This is a genomic window from Acinetobacter sp. 161(2023) (assembly GCF_037027805.1).
Taxonomy (GTDB): domain Bacteria; phylum Pseudomonadota; class Gammaproteobacteria; order Pseudomonadales; family Moraxellaceae; genus Acinetobacter.
This window is the reverse complement of the sequence record NZ_JAZEYD010000023.1, coordinates 24,060-46,213: the sequence shown is the minus strand read 5'-3', so window position 1 is coordinate 46,213 and position 22,154 is coordinate 24,060. Positions and strand designations below refer to the sequence as shown.

Annotated in this window: 21 protein-coding genes; 12 read left to right on the top strand and 9 right to left on the bottom strand. The window is 38.0% G+C overall.

The genetic code is table 11. From position 1 onward, the window contains the following. Positions 1-203: 203 nt before the first annotated feature. From WA249_RS18010 to rimI, 3 genes are all read left to right on the top strand, one after another. The gene (locus WA249_RS18010; RefSeq protein WP_336170758.1) at positions 204-1,085 is read left to right on the top strand and encodes a metal-dependent hydrolase; all 882 of its coding nucleotides are present in this window, start codon (positions 204-206) and stop codon (positions 1,083-1,085) included. 240 nt (positions 1,086-1,325) lie between these two features. Next, entirely contained in the window at positions 1,326-2,201 is an 876-nt protein-coding gene (locus WA249_RS18005) for a metal-dependent hydrolase (protein ID WP_336170756.1), read from the top strand. 107 nt (positions 2,202-2,308) lie between these two features. After that, positions 2,309-2,764 carry a ribosomal protein S18-alanine N-acetyltransferase gene (gene rimI / locus WA249_RS18000; protein ID WP_013198774.1) on the top strand — a complete coding sequence of 152 codons (456 nt, stop codon included), beginning with the start codon at positions 2,309-2,311 and terminating at the stop codon, positions 2,762-2,764. A gap of 41 nt (positions 2,765-2,805) precedes the next feature. On the opposite strand, the gene WA249_RS17995 is transcribed toward rimI, so the two are convergent. The 3 genes from WA249_RS17995 to trxB form a co-directional block, all read right to left on the bottom strand. After that, positions 2,806-3,621: an arginyltransferase gene (locus WA249_RS17995; RefSeq protein WP_336170755.1), complete on the bottom strand. Its 816-nt coding sequence runs from the start codon at positions 3,619-3,621 to the stop codon at positions 2,806-2,808. Positions 3,622-3,639: 18 nt separating this feature from the next. Further along, positions 3,640-4,371: a leucyl/phenylalanyl-tRNA--protein transferase gene (aat, locus tag WA249_RS17990; RefSeq protein ID WP_336170753.1), complete on the bottom strand. Its 732-nt coding sequence runs from the start codon at positions 4,369-4,371 to the stop codon at positions 3,640-3,642. A gap of 117 nt (positions 4,372-4,488) precedes the next feature. Beyond that, positions 4,489-5,436: a thioredoxin-disulfide reductase gene (gene trxB, locus WA249_RS17985; protein ID WP_336170751.1), complete on the bottom strand. Its 948-nt coding sequence runs from the start codon at positions 5,434-5,436 to the stop codon at positions 4,489-4,491. 269 nt (positions 5,437-5,705) lie between these two features. Here trxB and WA249_RS17980 point away from each other — a divergent pair, with 269 nt between their 5' ends. Together WA249_RS17980 and rhtC are read left to right on the top strand one after the other, a co-directional pair. Further along, positions 5,706-8,750, top strand: coding sequence for a DNA translocase FtsK (locus tag WA249_RS17980; RefSeq protein ID WP_336170749.1), 3,045 nt, complete (start codon positions 5,706-5,708; stop codon positions 8,748-8,750). 163 nt (positions 8,751-8,913) lie between these two features. Then, positions 8,914-9,534 (top strand): threonine export protein RhtC, encoded by a 621-nt coding sequence (rhtC, locus tag WA249_RS17975; RefSeq protein ID WP_336170747.1) that lies wholly within the window; start codon positions 8,914-8,916, stop codon positions 9,532-9,534. A gap of 41 nt (positions 9,535-9,575) precedes the next feature. On the opposite strand, the gene WA249_RS17970 is transcribed toward rhtC, so the two are convergent. The 6 genes from WA249_RS17970 to WA249_RS17945 form a co-directional block, all read right to left on the bottom strand. Continuing rightward, a complete protein-coding gene (locus WA249_RS17970; RefSeq protein ID WP_336170745.1) occupies positions 9,576-9,863 on the bottom strand; it encodes a PA4642 family protein in 288 nt (95 codons plus the stop codon). An 84-nt stretch (positions 9,864-9,947) separates the two neighbouring features. Continuing rightward, a complete protein-coding gene (gene minE / locus WA249_RS17965; RefSeq protein WP_003653273.1) occupies positions 9,948-10,220 on the bottom strand; it encodes a cell division topological specificity factor MinE in 273 nt (90 codons plus the stop codon). A gap of 2 nt (positions 10,221-10,222) precedes the next feature. Next, positions 10,223-11,035, bottom strand: coding sequence for a septum site-determining protein MinD (gene minD / locus WA249_RS17960; protein WP_004794144.1), 813 nt, complete (start codon positions 11,033-11,035; stop codon positions 10,223-10,225). 66 nt (positions 11,036-11,101) lie between these two features. Beyond that, positions 11,102-11,830, bottom strand: a complete 729-nt coding sequence (minC, locus tag WA249_RS17955; protein WP_336170743.1) for a septum site-determining protein MinC — start codon at positions 11,828-11,830, stop codon at positions 11,102-11,104. A gap of 121 nt (positions 11,831-11,951) precedes the next feature. Beyond that, on the bottom strand, positions 11,952-13,004 hold the full coding sequence (locus tag WA249_RS17950; protein WP_336170741.1) for a preprotein translocase subunit SecA: 1,053 nt from the start codon (positions 13,002-13,004) through the stop codon (positions 11,952-11,954). Positions 13,005-13,018: 14 nt separating this feature from the next. Continuing rightward, positions 13,019-13,945: an acyltransferase gene (locus WA249_RS17945; RefSeq protein WP_336170739.1), complete on the bottom strand. Its 927-nt coding sequence runs from the start codon at positions 13,943-13,945 to the stop codon at positions 13,019-13,021. Between the two features lie 245 nt (positions 13,946-14,190). On the opposite strand from WA249_RS17945, the gene WA249_RS17940 reads away from it, so the two are divergent. The 7 genes from WA249_RS17940 to WA249_RS17910 all read left to right on the top strand — a co-directional run bounded on the left by WA249_RS17940 (position 14,191) and on the right by WA249_RS17910 (position 21,950). Beyond that, positions 14,191-14,844, top strand: coding sequence for an OmpA family protein (locus WA249_RS17940; protein WP_336170738.1), 654 nt, complete (start codon positions 14,191-14,193; stop codon positions 14,842-14,844). Positions 14,845-15,037: 193 nt separating this feature from the next. Further along, positions 15,038-17,077, top strand: a complete 2,040-nt coding sequence (locus tag WA249_RS17935) for a UvrD-helicase domain-containing protein (RefSeq protein ID WP_336170736.1) — start codon at positions 15,038-15,040, stop codon at positions 17,075-17,077. Positions 17,078-17,101: 24 nt separating this feature from the next. Then, positions 17,102-17,554, top strand: a complete 453-nt coding sequence (gene dut / locus WA249_RS17930) for a dUTP diphosphatase (RefSeq protein ID WP_336170734.1) — start codon at positions 17,102-17,104, stop codon at positions 17,552-17,554. Positions 17,555-17,751: 197 nt separating this feature from the next. Next, positions 17,752-19,170, top strand: coding sequence for a phosphomannomutase/phosphoglucomutase (locus WA249_RS17925; RefSeq protein ID WP_336170732.1), 1,419 nt, complete (start codon positions 17,752-17,754; stop codon positions 19,168-19,170). 14 nt (positions 19,171-19,184) lie between these two features. Continuing rightward, positions 19,185-20,093, top strand: coding sequence for an acetylglutamate kinase (argB, locus tag WA249_RS17920; protein ID WP_336170730.1), 909 nt, complete (start codon positions 19,185-19,187; stop codon positions 20,091-20,093). A gap of 118 nt (positions 20,094-20,211) precedes the next feature. Then, positions 20,212-20,994, top strand: a complete 783-nt coding sequence (locus WA249_RS17915) for a GNAT family N-acetyltransferase (RefSeq protein ID WP_336170728.1) — start codon at positions 20,212-20,214, stop codon at positions 20,992-20,994. 107 nt (positions 20,995-21,101) lie between these two features. Next, positions 21,102-21,950 (top strand): class II glutamine amidotransferase, encoded by an 849-nt coding sequence (locus WA249_RS17910; RefSeq protein WP_336170726.1) that lies wholly within the window; start codon positions 21,102-21,104, stop codon positions 21,948-21,950. Positions 21,951-22,154 lie beyond the last annotated feature (204 nt).

Sequence of the window (22,154 nt, the reverse complement as noted above, 5' to 3'; positions counted from 1 at the left end):
TCACTTTCAGTGAAAGAAAGCGCTCTTTTTAGAGCGCTTTTTTATATTTAATTGTCTAACAATTACTACAAAAGCTGGCCTTAACTGATATTCCAATGTCCTTATTTACACTTAATCCTTTTTATTAAATTTGTATGATAAGAATCAAGAAAACGAACAATAAAGTTTGAGTAACTTGGGTTACTTATTAAGGAGCTTTGGGTATGAATGCTAAAGTGAATATTACTAATCGTGCAGGGGCGAGCTTTCCTGTACGTCGTATGAATTTTGACTTTAATGATGTACCAGAATATTGGATGAATGGTTCTGCTGGACTAACACACTTTATGACAGCATTGTCAGCTTTGTTTCCGGCGGGTGAAAAATTCTTTATAGATAGTGTACGTGCGGTACGTTATCACCCTTCTATTAAAGATGATGAAGCACTTCAGAAAGAGATTAGTGCTTTTATTGGGCAAGAAGCAATGCATACTCAAGAGCATGTCAATTTTAATGCCTCTGCTCAAAAGTTTGGTCACGATGTAGACGCATTAGAGAAGTTTACTGACACAGCGATTCAAACAGCAATCAAAACTTTTGTAAAAATTGTCAAACCTTTTGGTATGACTAAAGATATGGTTGACCTGACAGCTACAACCGCACTTGAACATTTTACCGCTACGATTGCTTCACAGTTATTAGTCAATAAGCATATTCAAGAGTTGATGACAGACGAGACCATGTCAACCATGTGGTATTGGCATGCGATCGAAGAAAATGAGCATAAAGCCGTAGCTTTTGACGTGTACGAAGGTGTGTTTGGTAAGGGCATAAAAGCTTATGCATTACGTACGAGTTCACTAGTATTTGCTATGGCTTTGATTTTCTTGATTCAATCTTCTTTTGTACTTCGTCTATTGAAGCAAGACAAAAAATTAAATTTGGATGAGCTATCGGTGATTTATAAATACGCATATAGCCCGTCGAAAGGTATCATTACTGGCATGGCTAAAGAAATGCTGGCTTACTTTAAGCCTGGTTTTCATCCAAATGATTTAGATACAGTAGGTCTATTGAAAACGTGGAAAGCAAAATTAGGTTTGTAAGTTAAATCTATGTTGATTTGAAAGGGCTCATAAGTAGCCCTTTTTTGTTTTTAAGTATTATTTGCTAACTATAAATATAAGTAAGTCTATGCACCTTTATGGGGTGATTAATGACCTCATCTGATATTTCTCTGTCCTCATCTGCACTTAATTGGCACATTGAAAGACGTATGATTATAAATATTAAGAAAATAAATAAAGTTATATGTGAATTAGCTATTCACTTAAAAGGAGTCTGAGATGAATGCTAAAGTAAATATTTCAAATCGTGCTGGTGCTAGTTTTCCTGTGCGTCGTATGGACTTTGAGTTTGCTCAGGTCCCGCGCTATTGGGCGAATTATGATGCAGGATTAACTCATTTTATGACAGCATTATCGGCTCTTTTCCCAGAAGGTGAGCAGTTCTTTGTAAATAGCACTCGTGCGGTTCGAAATGATCCAAAGCTTGCAGATCCAGATCTTCAAAAAGAAATAAGTGCTTTTATTGGTCAAGAAGCAATGCATTCGAAAGAGCATTTAGCATTTAATGCCTCTGCTCAGGCTTATGGATATGATGTGCGTCATATGGAAAAGCAAACAGGAAAAGTCATTAATATGGGTACAGCTGTTGTAACCAAATTAATGAAACCTTTTGGCTACACTAAAGAAATGATTGATTTGACTGGAACATGTGCTCTAGAACATTTTACGTCTACGATTGCAGCTGAACTTTTACAGAATCCTGAAATCCAAGCAATGTTCCAAGATGACACGATGTATCATTTATGGATGTGGCACGCAGTTGAAGAAAATGAACATAAAGCTGTGGCATTTGATGTGTACACAAGTATGTATGGGCAAGGTCCGAAAGCCTATTTCATGCGTTCAACAGCTTTAATCATTGCAATGGCATTAATCTTTGCAACTCAGACACATTTCACTGCTAAGTTATTAAAAACCGATGGAAAATTAACATGGAAAGATACTAAGTACATGCTTAAGTTCATGTATGGTCGTAAAGGTTTTATGACCCGTCAAATTCCAGAGTTACTTGATTTCTTAAGACCAAAATTTCATCCAAATGATTCTGACACTACAGCATTGCTGGCAACTTGGCGTGAAAAACTAGGTCTCTAAAAAAAGAGGGTAAAAAGGGCAATTTAATTGTCCTTTTTTTTACTCGTTTTTTCTTGTGAAGTTTTTATAATACGCATTACTTTAGAACTTTGATTATGCTGGAACCCATGATTCGTATTATGCAAAACACTGATGTAGATATTGTGGTACAAATCGAAAAATCAGTGCAAACACATCCATGGTCAAGACAGCAATTTGTAGAATCTTTGAATTCTTATCAATGTACCGTCATTGAGTCACAAAATAGAGTGGTTGGCTTTTGTATTTTACAACCAGTGTTAGATGAAGCAAATTTATTGCTCATGGCAGTTGATCCTAAAATGCAAGGTCAGGGCTTAGGATATGAATTGTTAAATGCATCAATTGATCAGTTAAAAAATCAGCCAGTACAAATATTTTTAGAAGTTCGTGAAAGTAATAAAGCCGCTATCGGTTTATATGAAAAAACAGGTTTTCACCAAATCGACCTCCGTCGCAATTATTATCCTACCCCAGAAGGAGGGCGGGAACATGCAGTCATTATGGTAAAAACCTGTACTGATGATTTTGCATCTTTATTCTAAATTTTGATCTGACAGCTTTTCATCAGAAGGCAGGATCAACATTATTTAATAATTAAATTATTCCATTCAGAAGGTAATGTCGTCATCAGCGACGTACCTAACTGTTGAATTTCTTCTGGTGATAAGGATCTGTTTAACCGACGCCATTGTCCATCGAGTAAAAGTTCTAAAGGGGTATATTGCGATTTATAATTCATTTTGGCTGAGTGAGGCACCCAATAGCCTAAATAAAGATATTCTAGACCAAGCGATTTAACATATTCGATTTGGTTAAGAATTGAGTACACACCTAGTGATCTGCGATGCTCATCTGGATCAAAGAAAGTATAGACCGCAGACAGGCCATCATCCATTAGATCGCAGGTGGACACACTGATTAAGCGGTTATCTTTCCAAAGTTCAAGAAAAAAGCTATCTGTACAACTATGTACTAAAAACTTTTCAAACTGATCTAAGCTAGGTGGAAACATATCACCATCAGCATGGCGTTCATTAATATAGCGTTCATATAAATCATAATGAATTTGTGCAGCTTGCTGAGTCGGTAAAACAGTCATAGTCAAATCTTGATTTCGTTTCCATGCTTTTTTTTGCATGCTATTCATTTGGAATTCGGCAACTGGAACACGACAAGACAAACATTGTCTGCATAAGTGGCATTCAGGGCGATAAACGAAGTCACCGCTACGACGAAATCCTAAACGAGAAAGTTCTGAAAGAGTGACCACATCAATTCGATGAATAGGGTCTAAAAACACCATGCGCGCTGATTTATTTTCTAGGTAGCTGCAATCATGAGGTGGAGTAATGTAATACTGCAGATCATTTAAAAGGGACTTCGGGTGATATGATTTCATGATTGGTCCCTCCTGTTATCATTCCATTAATTTTGCATCTAATGCTATTGTTTTACTTGAAAATACACGTTCTTGATACTTTTTCCAATTGATAGAGGGGTGAATAATTACATCTTGTAACGATTTTAAGTAGTCTTGACGAGAAAGTGTACAAGCTCCCAAGCTAATTAAGTGACTATTTACAAGTTGACAGTCTACCCAAGGGAGCTGATTTTCTTGTCCAATCAGCATTAATGTATAAAAAGCCATTTTTGAAACATCTGTCTCATTACTAAACATTGACTCGCCGAAGCATCCTTTACCAATCGTAATGCCGTATAAACCTCCGACAAGTTTGTCTTGCTCCCAAACTTCCACGCTATAACCATAGCCAGCATTAAACATTTCACAGTAGCCCTGAATAATATCTTCGCTAATCCAAGTTTCGTCTGCATAACTTCTTGGTAGAGAACATGAGCGAATAACTTCTTCGAAGGCATGATTAACCGTAATTGCATAGTCATATTTTTTCATGTTTCTAAGCAGTGACTTGCTTGGCTTGTAATTTTGAGGATAAATCACACAACGAGGCTCTGGGCTCCACCAACAAATGGGTTCATCTTCATTGAACCAAGGAAATAATCCATGGGTGTATGCTTCATATAGGGTAGAAGGGGAGAGATCAGCTCCAATACAAATTAAACCATGACCATCTGGATCGGCTTCGATGGGATCAGGAAAAATGAACGGAGAGAGTGGAAGTGTATTCATAAAAATAAAATGAGCTTTAAGGTTATGCTATAAAAATTAATATATGTCAGCTAGTCATTATTCTAAAAAAACAGCCGTTATAAGAACGGCTGTTTTTAAACTCTAGAAATCTATTATTTAAAGATTATCTAGATATTTTTCAGCATCGAGAGCAGCCATACAGCCTGATCCAGCAGAAGTAATCGCTTGACGATAAATACTGTCAGCGACATCACCAGCAGCAAAAACACCAGCTACAGAAGTTGCTGTTGCATTACCAGAAGTACCGCTTTGTACTTGGATATAGCCATCACGTAAGTTTAATTGACCATCAAACATTCCAGTATTTGGTTTGTGACCAATTGCAACGAATAGACCATGAACCTCTACGTCTTGCTTAGTATCGTCTTGAGTTGACTTAAGGCGAACACTTGTTACGCCAGTATTGTCACCCAATACTTCTTCAACTTCATGATTCCAGATAATGCTGATTTTGCCTTCTTTTTCTTTGGCAAATAAATGATCTTGCAAAATCTTTTCAGAACGTAAGCTATCACGGCGATGTACTAAAGTTACATGTGCAGCAATATTCGATAAATAAAGCGCTTCTTCAACAGCGGTGTTACCACCACCTACAACCATTACTTTTTGGTTTTTATAGAAGAAACCGTCACATGTTGCACATGCGCTTACGCCTTGTCCCATAAATTTTTGTTCAGATTCTAGGCCAAGGTATTGAGCTGTAGCACCAGTTGCAATAATCAAAGCATCACATGTGTACTCTTCCATATCACCTTTAAGAACAAAAGGACGTACATTTAAGTCCACTTCGTTAATATGGTCATAGACGAGTTCTGTACCAAAGCGTTCAGCATGTGCTTGCATACGATCCATTAATGCAGGACCTGTTAAACCTTCAGGATCGCCCGGCCAGTTGTCAACTTCGGTTGTTGTTGTAAGCTGCCCACCTAGTTGTAAACCTGCAATTAAAGTAGGTTTAAGGTTTGCACGCGCTGCATAGACAGCTGCACTATAGCCCGCAGGGCCAGAACCGAGAATAACTAACCGAGAATGACGAACACTCATTGAGGGTATCCTTATTTATTTCGAGAATTTTGAAAATTATACGTGAATTTGCCGACCAATAGCGTTAAATCAATGTGGATAATATTGATCAGGTCAATCGAATTAAGTTATATAACAATGTAGAAGTGCCTCATGTTAACAACAACTGTAAAGAATCATGCACCTTTTTTGTAAGAACAGGTGCATAATATAAAGTTCATTCGTTGAAGATCTAAAATGTAGTTCTTCACATCTCTAAACCAATAATTAAATGGGTTACAGGACAGTATATGACTGCGGTGTCGAGTGTTTATGCACAGCGCTTATTGATGACATTATTCTTGGTTTCTTTTGGCATTTATATGTTTCTGGCGACAGTAACATATACACCATTTGACCCGGGCTGGATGCATATTTCCAGTGATACTCAGCAAGTATCCAATGCAAGTGGTATTGCGGGTGCATGGATTGCAGATTTGCTGTTTGGTTTTTTAGGATGGGCAAGTTTGCTTATTCCAATTTTCCTTTTTATTGAAGCAATTCAGGTGTGGTGGCCACGTAGTTTTTTAAACCGCCCATTTCGTTATGCTGCACAATTCTTTTTAATTTTGGTTGTGTCTAGCCTGCTTTATTTACATTGGAATGTGCCGGCAGATACTTTAGATAATGCAGCTGGTGGAATTATTGGTTACGAGTTAGGCCAGAGCCTATCTCACTTGCTAACAATTTACGGTGCGACTTTATTTTTACTGGTTTTCGGAGTGGTCTTGTTTACTCTTGCATTTGGGGTGCAATGGAGCAAAACATGGACCATGCTCAAAGCGACACCAAGTTATTTACAAGATTTATTTTATAAAAATGTATCACCGAACGAATCAGATTATGATTTAACAACTCAGCCTGCTCAGAAGAAAAATGCAGCGGTTAAAGTTGTAGAAAATACAGAGACAAATGCCTCAAGTGAGAAAGTAGCTTCAGTCCAATCTGAAAGTACTCAATCACAACCTACAGCAACACGACATGATGCGGTTGCTGAGCGCCTATTTGCAGATGTACTAGCGAAAGAGCAGAGCCGACCAGAACCTGTAGCAGATACGCCAGTTGCAAATACTCAAAACTTTGAGCATACGCTTGAGCAAGCTCATAAGCTTGAAAAAGATAGCCAACGTTTAGTGGCTACTGGTGAGGTATGGCGTGCTTTACAACGTGATGATGCGAGCCATAAGCAAGAAATTGATGCGCTTTTAAGAGCAGCTGACGATTCAACAGAACAAGCTCCTACACATGAGCAATTCCAGCAAACCATTTCTCAAGCTCATCAAACTCAATCTACAGCTAAACAAGACTTACATGGTCTTGACTGGAATGATGATGAGATTTTTGATGAATTGCTTGCTGCGGTTCCAAATAGTAAAACTGCAACAGATGTGCATACACCATTTGTTCAAGATCAGCATGTAGTCGCAGAACCTCCTTCGCAATCGGTAAATATTGCGAAAGAAACTTCTTCACCTTTGTCGAATGTAAATCAGTCACCTAAAAATTTAACAAATGAACAAGTTTTTGAAGACTTCGATGATTTATTAATAGATGAAGATATTGCGCCAGCAGAACCTGTCAGAGCAAGTAGTTATGCTCAGTCTTCAGCATTTGTAAAAGCTCCTATTCAAACGACTATTCAGGCCGATAAACTTTCAAAAGAAGAGTTTATTGAGGCGTGGCAGGAAACTGCTGGGAAACCTCAGGAAAATCCTGATATTGATGAAGACGATTTCGATTTAGATGCGCCATTAACAGATGCAGCTGGTCGACCAATGTCTCGTGCAATGCAGGTTGCCAAGAAGCGTTTAGATTTACCAACATTACCTGGCCTTGAGCTGCTCGATAATGTTGATCCAAATAAGAAAGTTAACTTCACTGAAGAGCAGCTTTCGCGTTTATCTGAATTACTTGAAATTAAGTTACAAGAATTTAATGTTAAAGCTCAAGTGGTTGAAGCTCAACCGGGACCTGTAGTCACGCGTTTTGAGTTGGATTTGGCACCGGGTGTTAAAGCATCTAAGGTCACGAATATTTCGCGTGACTTAGCCCGTTCAATGTCGATGGCGTCTGTTCGTGTAGTGGAAGTAATTCCTGGTAAACCATATATTGGTATTGAAGTACCAAACAGTGCCCGTGAAATGGTGCGTTTGATTGAGTTATTAGAAACGCCAACATATCGCGATCCAAGTGCATTAATTAGTATGGCAATGGGTAAAGATATTTCAGGTAATCCAGTATTAACTGATTTAGCGAAAGCCCCGCACATGTTGGTTGCTGGTACAACAGGTTCTGGTAAATCGGTTGCAGTAAACTCGATGATTTTATCGATGTTGCTTAAATATACACCTGACCAGTTACGTTTGATTTTAATCGATCCAAAACAGCTTGAACTTGCAAACTATAATGATATTCCGCATTTGTTAACTCCAGTCGTTACTGACATGAAAGATGCAGTAAACGCATTAAACTGGTGTGTGAATGAAATGGAACGTCGTTATAAGCTGATGTCATTCTTAAAAATTCGTAAATTAAGTGACTACAACCGTAAAGTTGAAGAAGCAATTGCGAATGGGGAAGATTTAATTGACCCAACTTGGAAGCCAAGTGATTCGGCGACGCAAGAGCGTGCCCCTCGTCTAACACCGTTACCATCTATTGTGATTGTGGCAGATGAGTTTGCCGATATGATTATGCAGGTCGGTAAAAAAGCAGAGGAAATGATTACGCGTTTAGCGCAAAAATCTCGTGCTGCTGGTATTCATCTATTACTTGCAACTCAACGTCCATCTGTTGATGTCATTACTGGTTTGATTAAAGCCAATATTCCAACGCGTGTCGCTTTACGCGTAAACAGTAAAATTGACTCACGTACTATTTTGGATGCTGGTGGTGCAGAAGACTTATTAGGTCATGGTGATATGCTGTTCTTGGGGCCTGGTAAAATCGAGCCAGAACGTGTGCATGGTGCATTCATTAGTGATGATGAAGTCAACCGCATTTGTGATGCTTGGCGTGAACGTGGTGAACCAGATTATGTCGACGAAATCTTGACACCATTTGACGAAGAACCGACTTCACGTGGTTTTGAAGACGGTGAGGGTGGTTCTGACCGTGATGCACTTTATGATCAATGCGTGTCATTTGTCTTAGAAACTCGCAAAGCTTCTACATCGTCACTACAGCGCAAATTTAGTCTTGGTTATAACCGTGCTGCCCGTATCATTGATCAAATGGAAGAGAATGGTATTGTGAGCGCAATGGGACCTAACGGTAAGCGAGATATTTTGGTTTAATAGCTCAATCTTTATAAAAAAAGCCTCTCTGGAGGCTTTTTTTATAATTCAAATAAAGCGAATCTATTTATAAAATGACTTAAATATTTTAACGTATAGTAAAAAATGCTAATGTATTTTTCCTAAATAAATAAATAACAATGAATTAAATCTGGAGGAAAACATGTTACTCGCTCTGATTACTTTAGCTTTTATCCATTTTTGTGCACTTATTACTCCAGGGCCTGATTTTTTCCTTGTGTCTCAAACAGCGATTAGTCGATCACGTAAAGACGCTATGTTAGTGGTTGCAGGGATAACAGCAGGTGTTATGTTCTGGGCTTGTTTAGCGCTCATGGGATTAAATCTAATTTTTGAGAAAATGGCTTGGTTAAAGCAAGGTTTGCTTATTGCCGGTGGCTTATATTTGTGTTGGTTAGGCTATCAGATGTTACGTTCGGCTTTTTCAAAAAATCAGCAAGAAGACAATGTTGCTGTAGAGCTACCAAAAGCACCTTACTTATTTTTTATTAAAGGACTGATAACCAATCTATCAAATCCTAAAGCTGTTATTTATTTTGGTAGTGTTTTCTCTTTATTTTTAGCCAACCCTCAACTTGATCAGGTTCACTGGCTACTCTTTATTATTGTTACGGTTGAAACGATTTTATGGTTCTGTTTTGTGACTTTTATTTTTTCATTACCGAGCTTTAGAGCAGCTTATCGTAATGTTTCAAAATGGATTGATGGTATTTCAGGTGGTATTTTTACTGTGTTTGGTATTTTCCTGATTGGCAATCGATAAGTCTAGATAAGAAAAAAGCCTCTTGAAGAGGCTTTTTATTTTTAAGCAAACTTTGCTAGAACTTCTAAAAATGGTGCCGATTGACGCGGAAATTTGGCAATCACATCATGGATGCGTTGGCCTTCAGGGTCTTTGGCATTAATATCGCGTCCGTCCGCAATAAATTGAATCAAAAGACGTTCATAGTCTGTTGGACGCATATGTTTGAATGCATGGTAGAGCACATGAAAATCTGCGTTCACACCCGTTGGCGGAAGTTGGTTGAGGTAGGCAAAAACACGCTCATCGGACCATTCTTCATTGAAAGTTGCTGGCTGTGATAATGCCATGACAATCTCCTCAGTTTTAAAAAAGGCAAAATAACTTGCGTTATTTTGCCTTGATTCTGTTTTATTGAATAGTCAGAAATAGAATTATCGTTCTTCAGGTAAATTGATATTCATTTCTAACATTTCGATATTTGCTTCAGAGCGAACCTGCATTTGGATATGCTGTTCACCTACACCGCTGACATAACGACTGACCACTTGCATGATTTCTTTCTTCATCTGATCAATCTTGTCTTGGCTTAAACGGCGGCCTAAACCTTGTTCAGAAGCAACAATAACTTTCAAACGATCTTTTGCAGTTTGAGCACTTGATGGCTTTTCGTCACTGCTAAATAATTTACTCCAGAATCCTGCCATAACTACGCTCCAAATAGTCGTGCTAACCAGCCTTTAGGTTGAGCTGTGATATGTCTATAAGGACGGTCTTCACCAAGAAAGCGAGCAACCAAATCATCATAACCCTGTCCAGCTTTAGTTTCTGAATACAGAATTACTGGCTTACCCTCGTTTGATGCTTGCAATACACTTGGACATTCTGGAATAACACCTAATGTCGGTACGCGTAAAATATCTTTAGAAATATCATCAATGGTCAGCATTTCCTGACGGTCTGCACGTTCAGGGTTAAAGCGTGTAATACATAAATGTTTACGTATACGTCCTTCGTTTTGTTCAACCTTTTTGGTTTTGCTATCTAACATACCAATAATACGGTCAGAGTCACGTACTGAAGAGATTTCAGGGTTTGTTACAATGATTGCTTCATCTGCATGATACATGGCTAAAATCGCACCACGTTCAATACCCGCAGGTGAGTCACAAATAATGTAATCAAATTCTTGAGATAGCTCATCAATAACACGAGCAACACCATCGTCGCTCAACGCATCTTTATCACGTGTTTGTGAAGCCGGTAAAATATAAAGGTTTTCGATATCTTTATCGCGAATAAGGGCTTGCTGCAGACGTGCTTCGTTGTTAATAACATTGACAAAATCATAAACAACACGACGCTCACAACCCATAATCAAATCAAGGTTACGTAAGCCTACATCAAAATCAATCACAACAGTTTTATGACCACGAAGGGCTAAACCTGTTGCAAAAGATGCGCTCGTTGTAGTTTTACCTACACCACCTTTGCCTGATGTTACGACAACAATTTTGGCCACCGAATCCACTCCTATTATGGTCATTCACCCTTAAAAGGGCTGTTTTTTGGTGATTTGCTTAATAAACTAAAGTTCAATCGCTTCGAATTCAAGCTCTTGCTTTTCATTTAAATAAATATGTACTGGCTTTTTTACCACATGTTTAGGGATATCATCTGCGACACAATACGTTCCGGCAATGGAAACGAGCTCAGCCTCTAAAGATTGGCAAAAAATGCGTGCAGCTGCGTGCCCGCCCGCACCAGCAATGACTCTACCACGAACTGTGCCATAAATATGTATATTTCCTGATGCAATCACTTCAGAACCACTATTCATGCCAGCTTTTAAAATAATATCGCCGTTATCTTGTACGAGGGATTGGCCTGTACGCAAAATTTCATCATGATAAGAGGTAATATGAGCAACCGCTATCTTGTTTAGTGGTTTTTTTGTTTCTGCTGAAGACGAGGCTGGAGCGGGAGCCGGTTTTTCTACAATCGCAACTTGTTCTGCGGTTGCTTTAATGCGCTGTAATGGCTGATCTGCTGGTAATACAGGGAACTGAATAGCACGTGCTTCATCACCTAATATACCGTCGATGACCGCCATAGGTTGTAAACCTAAACTTACTAACAGCTGAATTAAAGCAATCAACTCTTGTTCAACAGTACTATCTATAATAACGACAGTTCCTTGATAGGAACCTTCATTTAGAATATTTGATAATTGCTGGCGGATCACATCATGATCATTGGTATCGAAGGTTATCCTGCTAAAGTTAACCATTCTGCCGGTAATCCGGATATCAGCCATAAGTCTTCCTTCAAGGCGTTAAAACGAGCTGTAATATCGTTAAGTTTATTGTAAATAGAGCAAATGCTAGAACAATTTGTGCCAATTCTCTAGCGAGATTCATAAAAAATTAAGTAAATGCTTATTCTTTGATTCGATCATGCTCCGCAAGGGTTTGTTGCCACTGTTTGACTTTAACTTGTTTGCGAATTGCTTCAAGACTTTCGAATACGACAGACTCTACAAGTTGCTCAAGTTCACGGTTATTAATATTCACGTTACTAATTTTTTCTGAAATTAATTGATACGTAGGATTCGGATTCGGACTATTTGGTGAACCCTCAATTAAAGGTTCAATTAGACCTGCACTAATATTTTCACCGAGTCTTTGACCAATACTTTGAATTTGCTGTTCTATACGTCCACCTACTAGGGGGATGAGTCTTAACAACTGGGTGAGTTCAGGCGTGTTTTCTATTGCCTGATCAACAATTTGCCCAACCCCTTTTGTGATTGCTGGCTTTTGTTCTTTTAAAGCTGTTGCTAAAGATTCTTGCAATATAGAGGTAAGTGTAATCGTAAATTGTTCACGATGGTGATTAACCAGCTCATGAATAATTTGTTTGTGTGTTGAGCTGGTTTGAAGCTCATTTCGGATACCATCAATCACGGTAATAACAACACGGTCAGATAGCTCTTCCATAACGACACGGTAATAAAATAGACCGTTTTTTCTCCAGCTTTCAGGAATAATGGGATAGCCTAATTCATATAGACGGTATGCGATAATACCAGCGCGAAATAAACGTAAAAAACGCAATTGCGGAATGATGGCTAAAATTTCATATCCGTGAATGAAGGGGAAGAAAAACCAACGCTTATGGTGTTTGTAAATAATAGAAATGCCCCAGCGGACAACAAATTCGGTAATTAAAAAGCCAATAAACCAAGCTTCAGTCGTAATCACCCAAGGGTGTAAATAAGTTTTATAAAAGATGAGTACTTGGGGCAAGTGAATATGTTCAAAAAACCATGCCCCAATACTGCTCATTAGAAAGAAATTTGCTGCAAGACAGAACAGATTGAAAATAATGATAAACACCATAAAGATGTCATAAATCAAAAACAGCTTAAAAGAAATACTGCTTGAGTTGATATGGTGATATTTTGCTTGTTTTCCGGCACTGTTTTGCATGGCTATAAATGCTTTTAATGAGTTGAAGTAGTATATCGAGCTTTCATTTGTTCGATAAGTTGATCTTTTTCAGTCCAGAGCTCATGTACCCATTGTTGAAAGCGTTCACGGTAAATTGGATCATCTTCATAGTTACCACCGAGTACCCAAGAAGGTATTTCAAGTTTACGGAGATTTACAGCAATTTGTGAAACGTCACCTAACCAAAAATCACCATAACCTGGCACACCTTCAGGATAAACAATAGTCATATCAACCAAAGCATCAATTTTGTCACCCAAGATATTTAAAGCTAGTGCCAAACCGCCTGCTTTAGGTTTGAGTAAGTGTTTATAGGGTGATTTCTGCTGGTCATGTTTTTCTTGAGTGAAACGGGTACCTTCTAAATAGTTTAATAAGGTAAAAGGTTGGCTCAAGAGCTGTTCACACGCTTTACGTGCTTCCATCATATCGCGGTCTTTGAGTTCAGGATTCTTTGCAACCTGTTCTTTGGTATGACGTTTCATCATTGGAAAGCCTAAAATTTTAAAGGCCTGCCCCACGAAAGGAATAAAGATCAGTTCCCATTTGGTAAAAAAGCGGGTAAGTGGCATACGGGTTAATCCAAAATATTGATTCACCGTTGTATCAACCCAACTTTGATGGTTACAAGTCATGAGATAACGGCCTTGCATACTCAAATCAAGACCTTCATCAATGGTGATGTCCCATTTTAAATTAGGTAAAACATGGTCAATGAGCCAGTTATTTACCCCTAACCAGCTATTTGTAATTTGAATATTGGTTTCATCAACTTTTGAAGATTTTTTCAATAACTTGGTTAAACCTAAAGCCAATACAGGTGGCCCATGAAAAAAAGTGCTACCTGTGATGACTGTACCTACGGTGAGTCCACGTGTAATTTTTTTTAGCGTAGATTGTTTATTGGGTGCAGTTGACATATAAATGGCCCTGAATATCCAAAATCCATAGAAAGTTGTTCAACTATAACTATCATGAAATGAAATACAACGATATCTTAGACAACAATGAAGAAATTGTGATGAGTGTGCGTCTTAAAGTGCATCAAAATATTACAAAAAACTAACTAAACTGTTTATTATTAACAAAATATCAATGTTTTATACTTCCTTTTTGTTTCATTATTCATCCAGACAACAAAACACACAAAGTGAGGAGGCATGCAATGCGTGCATTAGTTATTTCAACAGTCGTAGGGGCAGCAGTAGTATTATCTGGTTGTCAGACAACAGGTAATAATCTTGGTGGAATTGAATACGATAAAGCCGCATTAGGTACTTTAATTGGCGCAGCTGCAGGTTATGGTATTTCTAAATCAAGTGCAAACTCTAGCCGTCAAAACAACCGTGCTGCAGCAATTGGTGCAGTTCTTGGTGGAGCTGGTGGTTTATACCTTGACCAAAAAGAGAAAAAATTACGTCAACAAATGGCAGGTACTGGTGTAGACGTTGGCCGTAATCCAGATGGTTCTGTTCAATTGATCATGCCTGGTAGCATTACTTTTGATACAAACAAATCAAACATCAAGCCAAACTTCTATGCAACTTTAGACAAAGTAGCTCAAACATTGGCTGAAGATAACAAGAGCGCGATTTTAGTTACTGGTTATACTGATAACACTGGTAATGACTCTATTAATATTCCTTTGTCAAATAGTCGTGCAATTGCTGTTAAAAACTATTTAGTAAATAAAGGTCTTTCATCAAGTCGAGTTAATGCTGAAGGACAAGGTTCTTCTAACCCGATCGCAGATAACTCAACTGCATCTGGTCGTGAACAAAACCGCCGTGTAGAAATCAGCATTTATGCTAAACAATAAGATTTAGTTTATTGTTTCAAAAACCACCTTCGGGTGGTTTTTTTATGGGTGCAGTACAAAAAACAATCACGACATTCTGCGGCGCATAAATTGCATTATTAGACATCATTTATACATATCCGTAGATTTACTATTGGGTTTCTAAAACAGAGATGACTATAATCATGCTCGAAAAATTAAGAGGTAATACACGATGTCATCTGCCAGTCAATTGAACAACAAGCAAGAAGAAGCCATGAAATATACTCAAGGCCCTTTATTGGTGCTTGCTGGTGCTGGTTCAGGCAAAACATCGGTAATTACTCGTAAGATTGCTTATTTGGTGCAGCAATGCCGTATTCCAGCGCATCGTATCACTGCGATGACCTTTACAAATAAAGCTGCACGTGAAATGAAAGAGCGTGTGTCCAAGCTTTTATCACGTGAAGAGTCAAAAGGGCTGTCAGTCTCTACTTTCCATACTTTTGGTTTAAATCTTTTACGTTTAGAACTTAAGAATTTACCTTTAAAAGCTAATTTTTCGATTTTAGATGCAGACGACTGTAAACGTATTTTGATGGATTTGATGCATCGTGATAATTTGTCGGGTGCAGAAAGCAAAGAATTAATTGCTAAGGCAATGAAGAAAATCTCAGATTGGAAAAATGATCTGATCGTGCCAGAGCAAGCGCATTCAACCTGTGAAACACCTGAAGACGTACAATTTGCCCATCTTTACCAGCTTTATGAACGTAATTTACGTGCCTACAATGCGGTCGATTTTGATGACCTAATTGTGATGCCAACACGTTTACTGCAAGAAAATGCAGAAGTACGTGATAAATGGCAAAACCGTGTTCGCTATTTATTGGTCGATGAATATCAGGATACCAACACGGCTCAGTATATTTTAGTCAAACTTTTAGTTGGGGTAATGGGGCAGTTTACAGCGGTAGGTGACGATGACCAGTCGATCTATGCATGGCGTGGTGCTAAGCCTGAAAATATGGCTTTGCTGAAACAGGATTTCCCAAATTTACATATTATTAAACTTGAACAGAACTATCGTTCAACCAGCCGTATTTTAAAAGCTGCGAACTGTGTCATCCAAAATAACCCACATATTTTTGATAAGAAATTATGGAGTGATAAAGGCCATGGTGAAGTCATCAGAATTATTACGTGTCGTAATGATGATGATGAAGCAGAGCGCGTAGTAAAAGACTTACTTACTCACAAGTTGATGAACGGTAAAAACTGGAAAGATTATGCAGTTTTATATCGTGGTAACTTTCAGGCGCGTGTCTTAGAAACTCAGCTTCGCCAAATGCAAATTCCCTATAAACTCTCTGGTGGTACTTCGTTCTTCGCTCGTGCTGAAATTAAAGACGTGATGAGTTATTTACGTCTCATTATTAACCCTGAAGATGACAGTGCTTTCTTGCGTATTATTAATACGCCTAAACGTGCAATTGGACCGGTTACTCTTGAGAAGTTAGGTTTATTCTCACAAGAAAATAATTTGTCTTTACTCGGTGCTTCTGCTGACCAACGTTTAAGTATGGTACTTCCTAAAAAAGCAGAAACCCAACTTCATGAGTTTGCCGACTTTATCGCGACATTTACTCGTGAATTGTTAGAAGATGATGAACCTGTGCCTAAAGTTCGTCAAATGATGAACGAAGCCGGTTATATGGATTACGTTCGTGAACAGTCTGCAACACCTGCACAAGAGAAAAGTAAATTCGATAATATCGAAAACTTATTTACCAGTATTCAAAACCTGATTAACCGTGCAGACGATGTTGATGAAAAAAACATTGAAAGTGTGATTCGAAAACTGGTTCTGCTTGATCTGTTAGAACAGCAGCAGGAAGAGGAAGATACAGACAAAGTTAACTTACTTACTCTGCATGCCGCAAAAGGTTTGGAGTTCCCATATGTGTACATTATGGGACTCGAAGAAGAACTATTGCCGCATAAGAACTCAATTGCAGCAGAAACCATTGAGGAAGAACGCCGTTTAATGTACGTGGGAATTACCCGTGCGCGCCAAGGTTTAACGTTAACATTGGCAGAACAGCGTAAAAATGGCGGACAGATGAAACAGATGACGCCTAGTCGTTTTCTTGATGAACTTCCGCAAGATGAGCTCGAGTGGTTAGGGCGTAAAAAGAAAATTGCGGCTAATGTTGACCCTAAAGAACAGGCTCAACAATATCTGGCAAATTTAAAAGCTTTATTGAAGCGTTAATTTTTTTAATTTTTAGGAAATCCCATGAAAGTTCAAGTGAAATTGCTCGATCCGCGTTTAGGTAAAGAATGGCCTTTACCTTCATATGCAACAGCAGGTTCTGCTGGTTTAGATTTACGTGCCTGCGTAGATGAAGCAATTGTTATTGAACCAGGACAAACTGTTTTAGTTAAAACAGGTATGGCAATTTATATTCATGATGTGAATTTTGCTGGTTTAATTTTACCACGTTCAGGTTTAGGCCATAAACACGGTATCGTACTTGGCAACTTAGTTGGTTTGATTGATTCGGATTATCAAGGTGAATTGATGGTTTCAGTTTGGAATCGTGGTCAAACAGCATTCCGTTTAGAACCAGGTGAGCGTTTGGCTCAGTATGTTCTAGTGCCAGTAGTGCAGGCTGAATTTGAGCAAGTAGAAGAATTTGAAGAAACATTACGTGGAGTTGGTGGCTTTGGCCACACTGGTAAACAATAATTTACTTATAAAAAATAATGAAAAGAAACGCCTGCTTTACAGGTGTTTCTTTTTATACCTTGAATGTTACAATGAATTATATTACAAAACGCTTTACTCATATTCTTTCAATTTTTTTAGCAAACACCCTTTTCAAATTTTGAATAATCTATGTTTTTTGCGATAGATCAGATTGATCTTTAAATAGAAGATACGCTATGAATGTAAGACACTCATTCCCAAAAAATATTTTCCGTGCTTACGATATTAGAGGCAAACTTTCTTATTTAACCACGGACGTTGTTCGTTCAATTGCCTACGGATTGGCGCAACAATATAAACAAGCAAAACAAACTCAACTGGTCATCGGTTATGATGCCCGCCTAACAAGCCCAGCCTACGCACATTTAATCGAAGAGTTTTTAGTAGAACAGGGCTTAAACGTTACAAACATTGGCTGTTGCTCAACCCCGATGATGTATTATCTCGCACGGGAGTTCGGTGGCAATGGTATTATGGTGACGGCTAGCCATAATCCTAAATCAGATAATGGTATTAAATGGGTTTTAAGAGGTGAGCCTCCATCTCCAGAAATGATTCAGCAAGTTGGCGAATTTGCTCAAACTTATACACCTAGTCATACAATTTCATTATTAGAATTAAAAACTCCTCAATTTAAATCAGAGTTTTGCAAAAAATACCAACAAGCCATTTTTAAAGACATTCAACTCAAGCGCCCTTTAAAAGTCGTATTGGATGGCTTACATGGTTCGGCAGGGCATTGTTCAAAATTAATCTTGGAAAAAATGGGCTGTAAAGTCATTGCTTTACGAACCAATCCAAATGGAGAATTTCCAGATCATGCTCCAGACCCATCACATGCTGCTCATTTGAAGGCGTTACGTAAAGAGATTGTTGAGCAAGGGGCAGATATTGGTATTGCTCTTGATGGTGACGGTGACCGTGTTGTATTGATTGATGAAAAAGCCAACATAATTACAGCTGATCGTCTATTGTCGGTATTTGCACAGATATGTCTTGAACAACAGCCAGATAAAGAAATTGTATTTGATGTGAAATGTTCACGTATGGTTCAAAGAACTATAGAGCAACTTGGCGGTCAGGCAAAAATGATTCGTACGGGAAGTAGTTTCCTGCGTGCATATTTATCTAAGTCTAAAGGTCATGCCATTTTTGGTGGTGAATATGCGGGACATTACGTTTTTAATGATGGACGTGGTTTTGGGTACGATGACGGTATATATGCGGCCCTTCGTGTAATGGAGTATTTCACTCAATCTAACGCTAAAACAATTTCTGATTTATTTTCTATTTATCCAGAAAGATGCTGTACCGAAGATACCTATATTAGTACGCATCAGTCTGACCCGAAGCATGTATTGCAAGATATTGAAATTTTGAGCCATCGTTTAGGGGCTGATATTAGTAAAATTGATGGAGTACGTCTTGATTTTGATGACGGTTTTGGCATTATTCGAGCATCAAATACAGGTGAATATTTTACTGTAAGATTTGATGCTGATAATCCTTTACGTTTAAAGGAAATCCAGCAAAAATTTATTGATATGTTGCAAGAGCGTTACCCGCAAATTGCACAAGAACTTTCTGAGTCCTAATAAGGAGAGGCGCAATGCCACAAGATCAGCATCTCGGCGTCGACAAAGCAAAAATTTTGATTGAAGCTTTGCCATACATCCAACGTTTTTCTGGTAAGACGCTAGTGGTGAAATATGGTGGCAACGCAATGACTGATCCGGAGCTGGAAAGTTCATTTGCCCGAGATATCGTTTTACTTAAAACTGTAGGTTTAAACCCAGTTGTTGTGCATGGTGGTGGCCCACAAGTTGACTCTTTTTTAAAACAATTAGGTCGAGAGTCTAACCGGATTGATGGTATGCGTGTTACCGATGCAGCGACCATGGAAGTGGTTGAAATGGTATTGGGTGGCAGCGTAAACAAATCTATTGTTAATTTAATTAATAAGCACGGTGGCCGCGCTATTGGTTTAACAGGTCAAGATGGCAATCTATTACGTGCTCGCAAACTCTTAATGGAAAAACAAGAAGAAGATGGTTCTATCAAACATATTGATCTAGGTATGGTAGGTGAAGTGACTGGGGTAAAAACTGATGTGTTAGAAATGTTTACCCAAAGTGACTTTATTCCTGTTATTGCACCATTAGGCGTAGATGAAAAAGGGAACACCTATAACATTAATGCTGATTTGGTGGCTGGTAAGGTGGCTGAAGCATTGGGGGCGGAAAAGTTAATTTTGCTTACCAATATTACTGGCGTATTAGATGAAAATAAAAATTTGTTAACAGGTTTAACTACTCAAGAAGTTGACCGCCTCATTGAAACAGGCGTGATCTATGGCGGTATGATTCCTAAAGTAGGTTGTGCACTTGATGCTGTAAAAGGTGGTGTTGTGAGTGCACACATTGTAGATGGCCGAGTACCACACGCGACATTACTTGAAATCTTTACAGATCATGGTGTAGGTACGCTGATTTCAAATCGTACAAATGCAACTCACTAAATTCGGTGTTTTTATTAAAAGATCACGCTAAGTGGTCTTTTTTTATGTCATTTAATTTTGGTCATTTTTTTGTCATGAGCTTTGACTAGTGTAAGGGATGTCACTAGGAGCGTTCATTATGCTGGAAAAATTTAATCAATATCGCCAAACCTGGACTTTACCTTTAAATCGTCATAAAGCAATAAATCAGACACAATTTCGTTTTGAATGGGTTGATAATTTAAAAGAATTACAAGATGTACAGCGGTTTCGTGCACAACAATTTAGCCAACAATTTGGAATTCATTTTGAAGATAATTTAGATCAAGATATTTATGATTTTGGTTGTGAACACGCAGTCTTACGTGAAAAGTGGACTGGAGAAATTGTCGCGTATACTCGTCTAAAATTATTTCAAGGTCATGAGATCGCACAAAGCTACAGCGCACATGAGTTTGATATTGTTCCTCAGTTATCGCATCTTCCTAATGTGTTAGAAATAGGGCGTACCTGTGTGCATCCACGATTTCGTAATGGTAAGGCTCTTTCAACGCTTTGGATGAATCTTGCACCTAAAGTGTTGTGGTCAATGCGTGCTAAATATTTGATGGGATGTGTCAGTATTCATCTGCAAGATAATTTGGCTAGAGCGTACTATACTCATCGCCAGATTCAGCAATTATCTGAAAGCAAAACAATTGATATTCGTTCGAAAAAAAATTATGAACCTGAATATCCTGAGTTTAGCTTTCCACAAGATGAACGTATGCCAAAACTGTTCCAAATGTATTTGAGCATGCAGTCAAAACTATCGAAACAGGCTTTTTTTGATGAAAAGTTTAATTGTCTAGATTATTTTGTATTTCTGGAAGTGAATAAAGTGGCGACTTCATTTGTCATGAATAAAATGGGGCAGCGTTAATTATATGTCCTATTTTCTAATAGCCAGCACATATTGAGATTTGCAAGCAATTTTACTCTCATGCACAATAGAGTAGATGGGGTAATTAGAAGTAGTTTAAAAGCGATATGTGCCAGCTATTAGGAATGAATTGTGCAACACCAACGGATATTACTTTTTCTTTCCGTGGTTTTTCACAACGTGCAGGAATTACCTCAGATCATTGTGATGGATTTGGTATTGCATTTTTCGAAGATAAGGCCTGCCGTTTATTTGTCGATAACCAATCGGCAGTTGAATCTCCAATTGCCGATCTTATCCGTAATTATCCTATTAAATCACGTAATGTGATCGCGCATATTCGTAAAGCGACTCAAGGCAAAATTACATTAGAAAACTCTCATCCTTTTATTCGAGAGTTGTGGGGGCGTCATTGGATTTTTGCCCATAATGGTGATTTACATGACTTTGACCCGCCACTGAGCGGACGTTTTACACCTGTGGGTAATACAGACAGCGAGCGCGCATTTTGTTATTTGCTCGATCAACTCGTTGAAGCTTTTGGCTATGAAGAACCAAGCCTTGAACAGATATTTGAAGTATTAGAAAAAATTTCGCCACAAATTGCTGAGTACGGTACATTTAATTATTGCTTATCGAATGGTAAGGCATTATTTAGTTATGCGATTACTAAATTACATTGGTTGGTTCGAGAATATCCATTTAATCAGGCTCATTTAATTGACTTAGATGTTGAAGTTGACTTTAGTCAGGTAACAACCCCTGAAGATCGTGTAGCAGTAATAACAACTGAACCTTTAACGCATAATGAAAATTGGACAGCTTATCAACCTGGTGAAATGATTTTATTTCAACATGGTGAGCCGATTAAAAAAGCAATGACACATGTAGAAAGATTAAAGCGCGAGCAGGAAAATCCCGAACTTAAGCGTATTACTCGTGCAGATCAATATTAATATAAAGTATATTTAAAATATATAAATGAAAATATCTATATATTTTAAATGTTTAATAATAAAGTATTTTGTTTAAAAAATACTTTATTATTTTAGTTGGTTAATTTTTTAAAAATAAATAAAAACAATAACTTATATTGAATATTAATTTTATATGATAAACCCGACAAAATAGCTTTGTTTTTATTTATATTCTTTAAATAT

What these genes read in the sequence shown, in the direction of transcription:
- aat (WP_336170753.1), bottom strand. Translation starts at nt 4,371, where the DNA reads ATGAATACACTTCCACTCTCTCCGTTCATTTTTCCTGATCCCATCGAA.
- WA249_RS17910 (WP_336170726.1), top strand. Translation starts at nt 21,102, where the DNA reads ATGTGCCAGCTATTAGGAATGAATTGTGCAACACCAACGGATATTACT.
- WA249_RS17940 (WP_336170738.1), top strand. Translation starts at nt 14,191, where the DNA reads ATGCGTGCATTAGTTATTTCAACAGTCGTAGGGGCAGCAGTAGTATTA.
- WA249_RS18010 (WP_336170758.1), top strand. Translation starts at nt 204, where the DNA reads ATGAATGCTAAAGTGAATATTACTAATCGTGCAGGGGCGAGCTTTCCT.
- rimI (WP_013198774.1), top strand. Translation starts at nt 2,309, where the DNA reads ATGATTCGTATTATGCAAAACACTGATGTAGATATTGTGGTACAAATC.
- WA249_RS17945 (WP_336170739.1), bottom strand. Translation starts at nt 13,945, where the DNA reads ATGTCAACTGCACCCAATAAACAATCTACGCTAAAAAAAATTACACGT.
- WA249_RS17980 (WP_336170749.1), top strand. Translation starts at nt 5,706, where the DNA reads ATGACTGCGGTGTCGAGTGTTTATGCACAGCGCTTATTGATGACATTA.
- WA249_RS17995 (WP_336170755.1), bottom strand. Translation starts at nt 3,621, where the DNA reads ATGAAATCATATCACCCGAAGTCCCTTTTAAATGATCTGCAGTATTAC.
- WA249_RS17970 (WP_336170745.1), bottom strand. Translation starts at nt 9,863, where the DNA reads ATGGCATTATCACAGCCAGCAACTTTCAATGAAGAATGGTCCGATGAG.
- argB (WP_336170730.1), top strand. Translation starts at nt 19,185, where the DNA reads ATGCCACAAGATCAGCATCTCGGCGTCGACAAAGCAAAAATTTTGATT.
- rhtC (WP_336170747.1), top strand. Translation starts at nt 8,914, where the DNA reads ATGTTACTCGCTCTGATTACTTTAGCTTTTATCCATTTTTGTGCACTT.
- WA249_RS18005 (WP_336170756.1), top strand. Translation starts at nt 1,326, where the DNA reads ATGAATGCTAAAGTAAATATTTCAAATCGTGCTGGTGCTAGTTTTCCT.
- dut (WP_336170734.1), top strand. Translation starts at nt 17,102, where the DNA reads ATGAAAGTTCAAGTGAAATTGCTCGATCCGCGTTTAGGTAAAGAATGG.
- WA249_RS17925 (WP_336170732.1), top strand. Translation starts at nt 17,752, where the DNA reads ATGAATGTAAGACACTCATTCCCAAAAAATATTTTCCGTGCTTACGAT.
- WA249_RS17935 (WP_336170736.1), top strand. Translation starts at nt 15,038, where the DNA reads ATGTCATCTGCCAGTCAATTGAACAACAAGCAAGAAGAAGCCATGAAA.
- minC (WP_336170743.1), bottom strand. Translation starts at nt 11,830, where the DNA reads ATGGCTGATATCCGGATTACCGGCAGAATGGTTAACTTTAGCAGGATA.
- trxB (WP_336170751.1), bottom strand. Translation starts at nt 5,436, where the DNA reads ATGAGTGTTCGTCATTCTCGGTTAGTTATTCTCGGTTCTGGCCCTGCG.
- WA249_RS17950 (WP_336170741.1), bottom strand. Translation starts at nt 13,004, where the DNA reads ATGCAAAACAGTGCCGGAAAACAAGCAAAATATCACCATATCAACTCA.
- minE (WP_003653273.1), bottom strand. Translation starts at nt 10,220, where the DNA reads ATGGCAGGATTCTGGAGTAAATTATTTAGCAGTGACGAAAAGCCATCA.
- WA249_RS17915 (WP_336170728.1), top strand. Translation starts at nt 20,212, where the DNA reads ATGCTGGAAAAATTTAATCAATATCGCCAAACCTGGACTTTACCTTTA.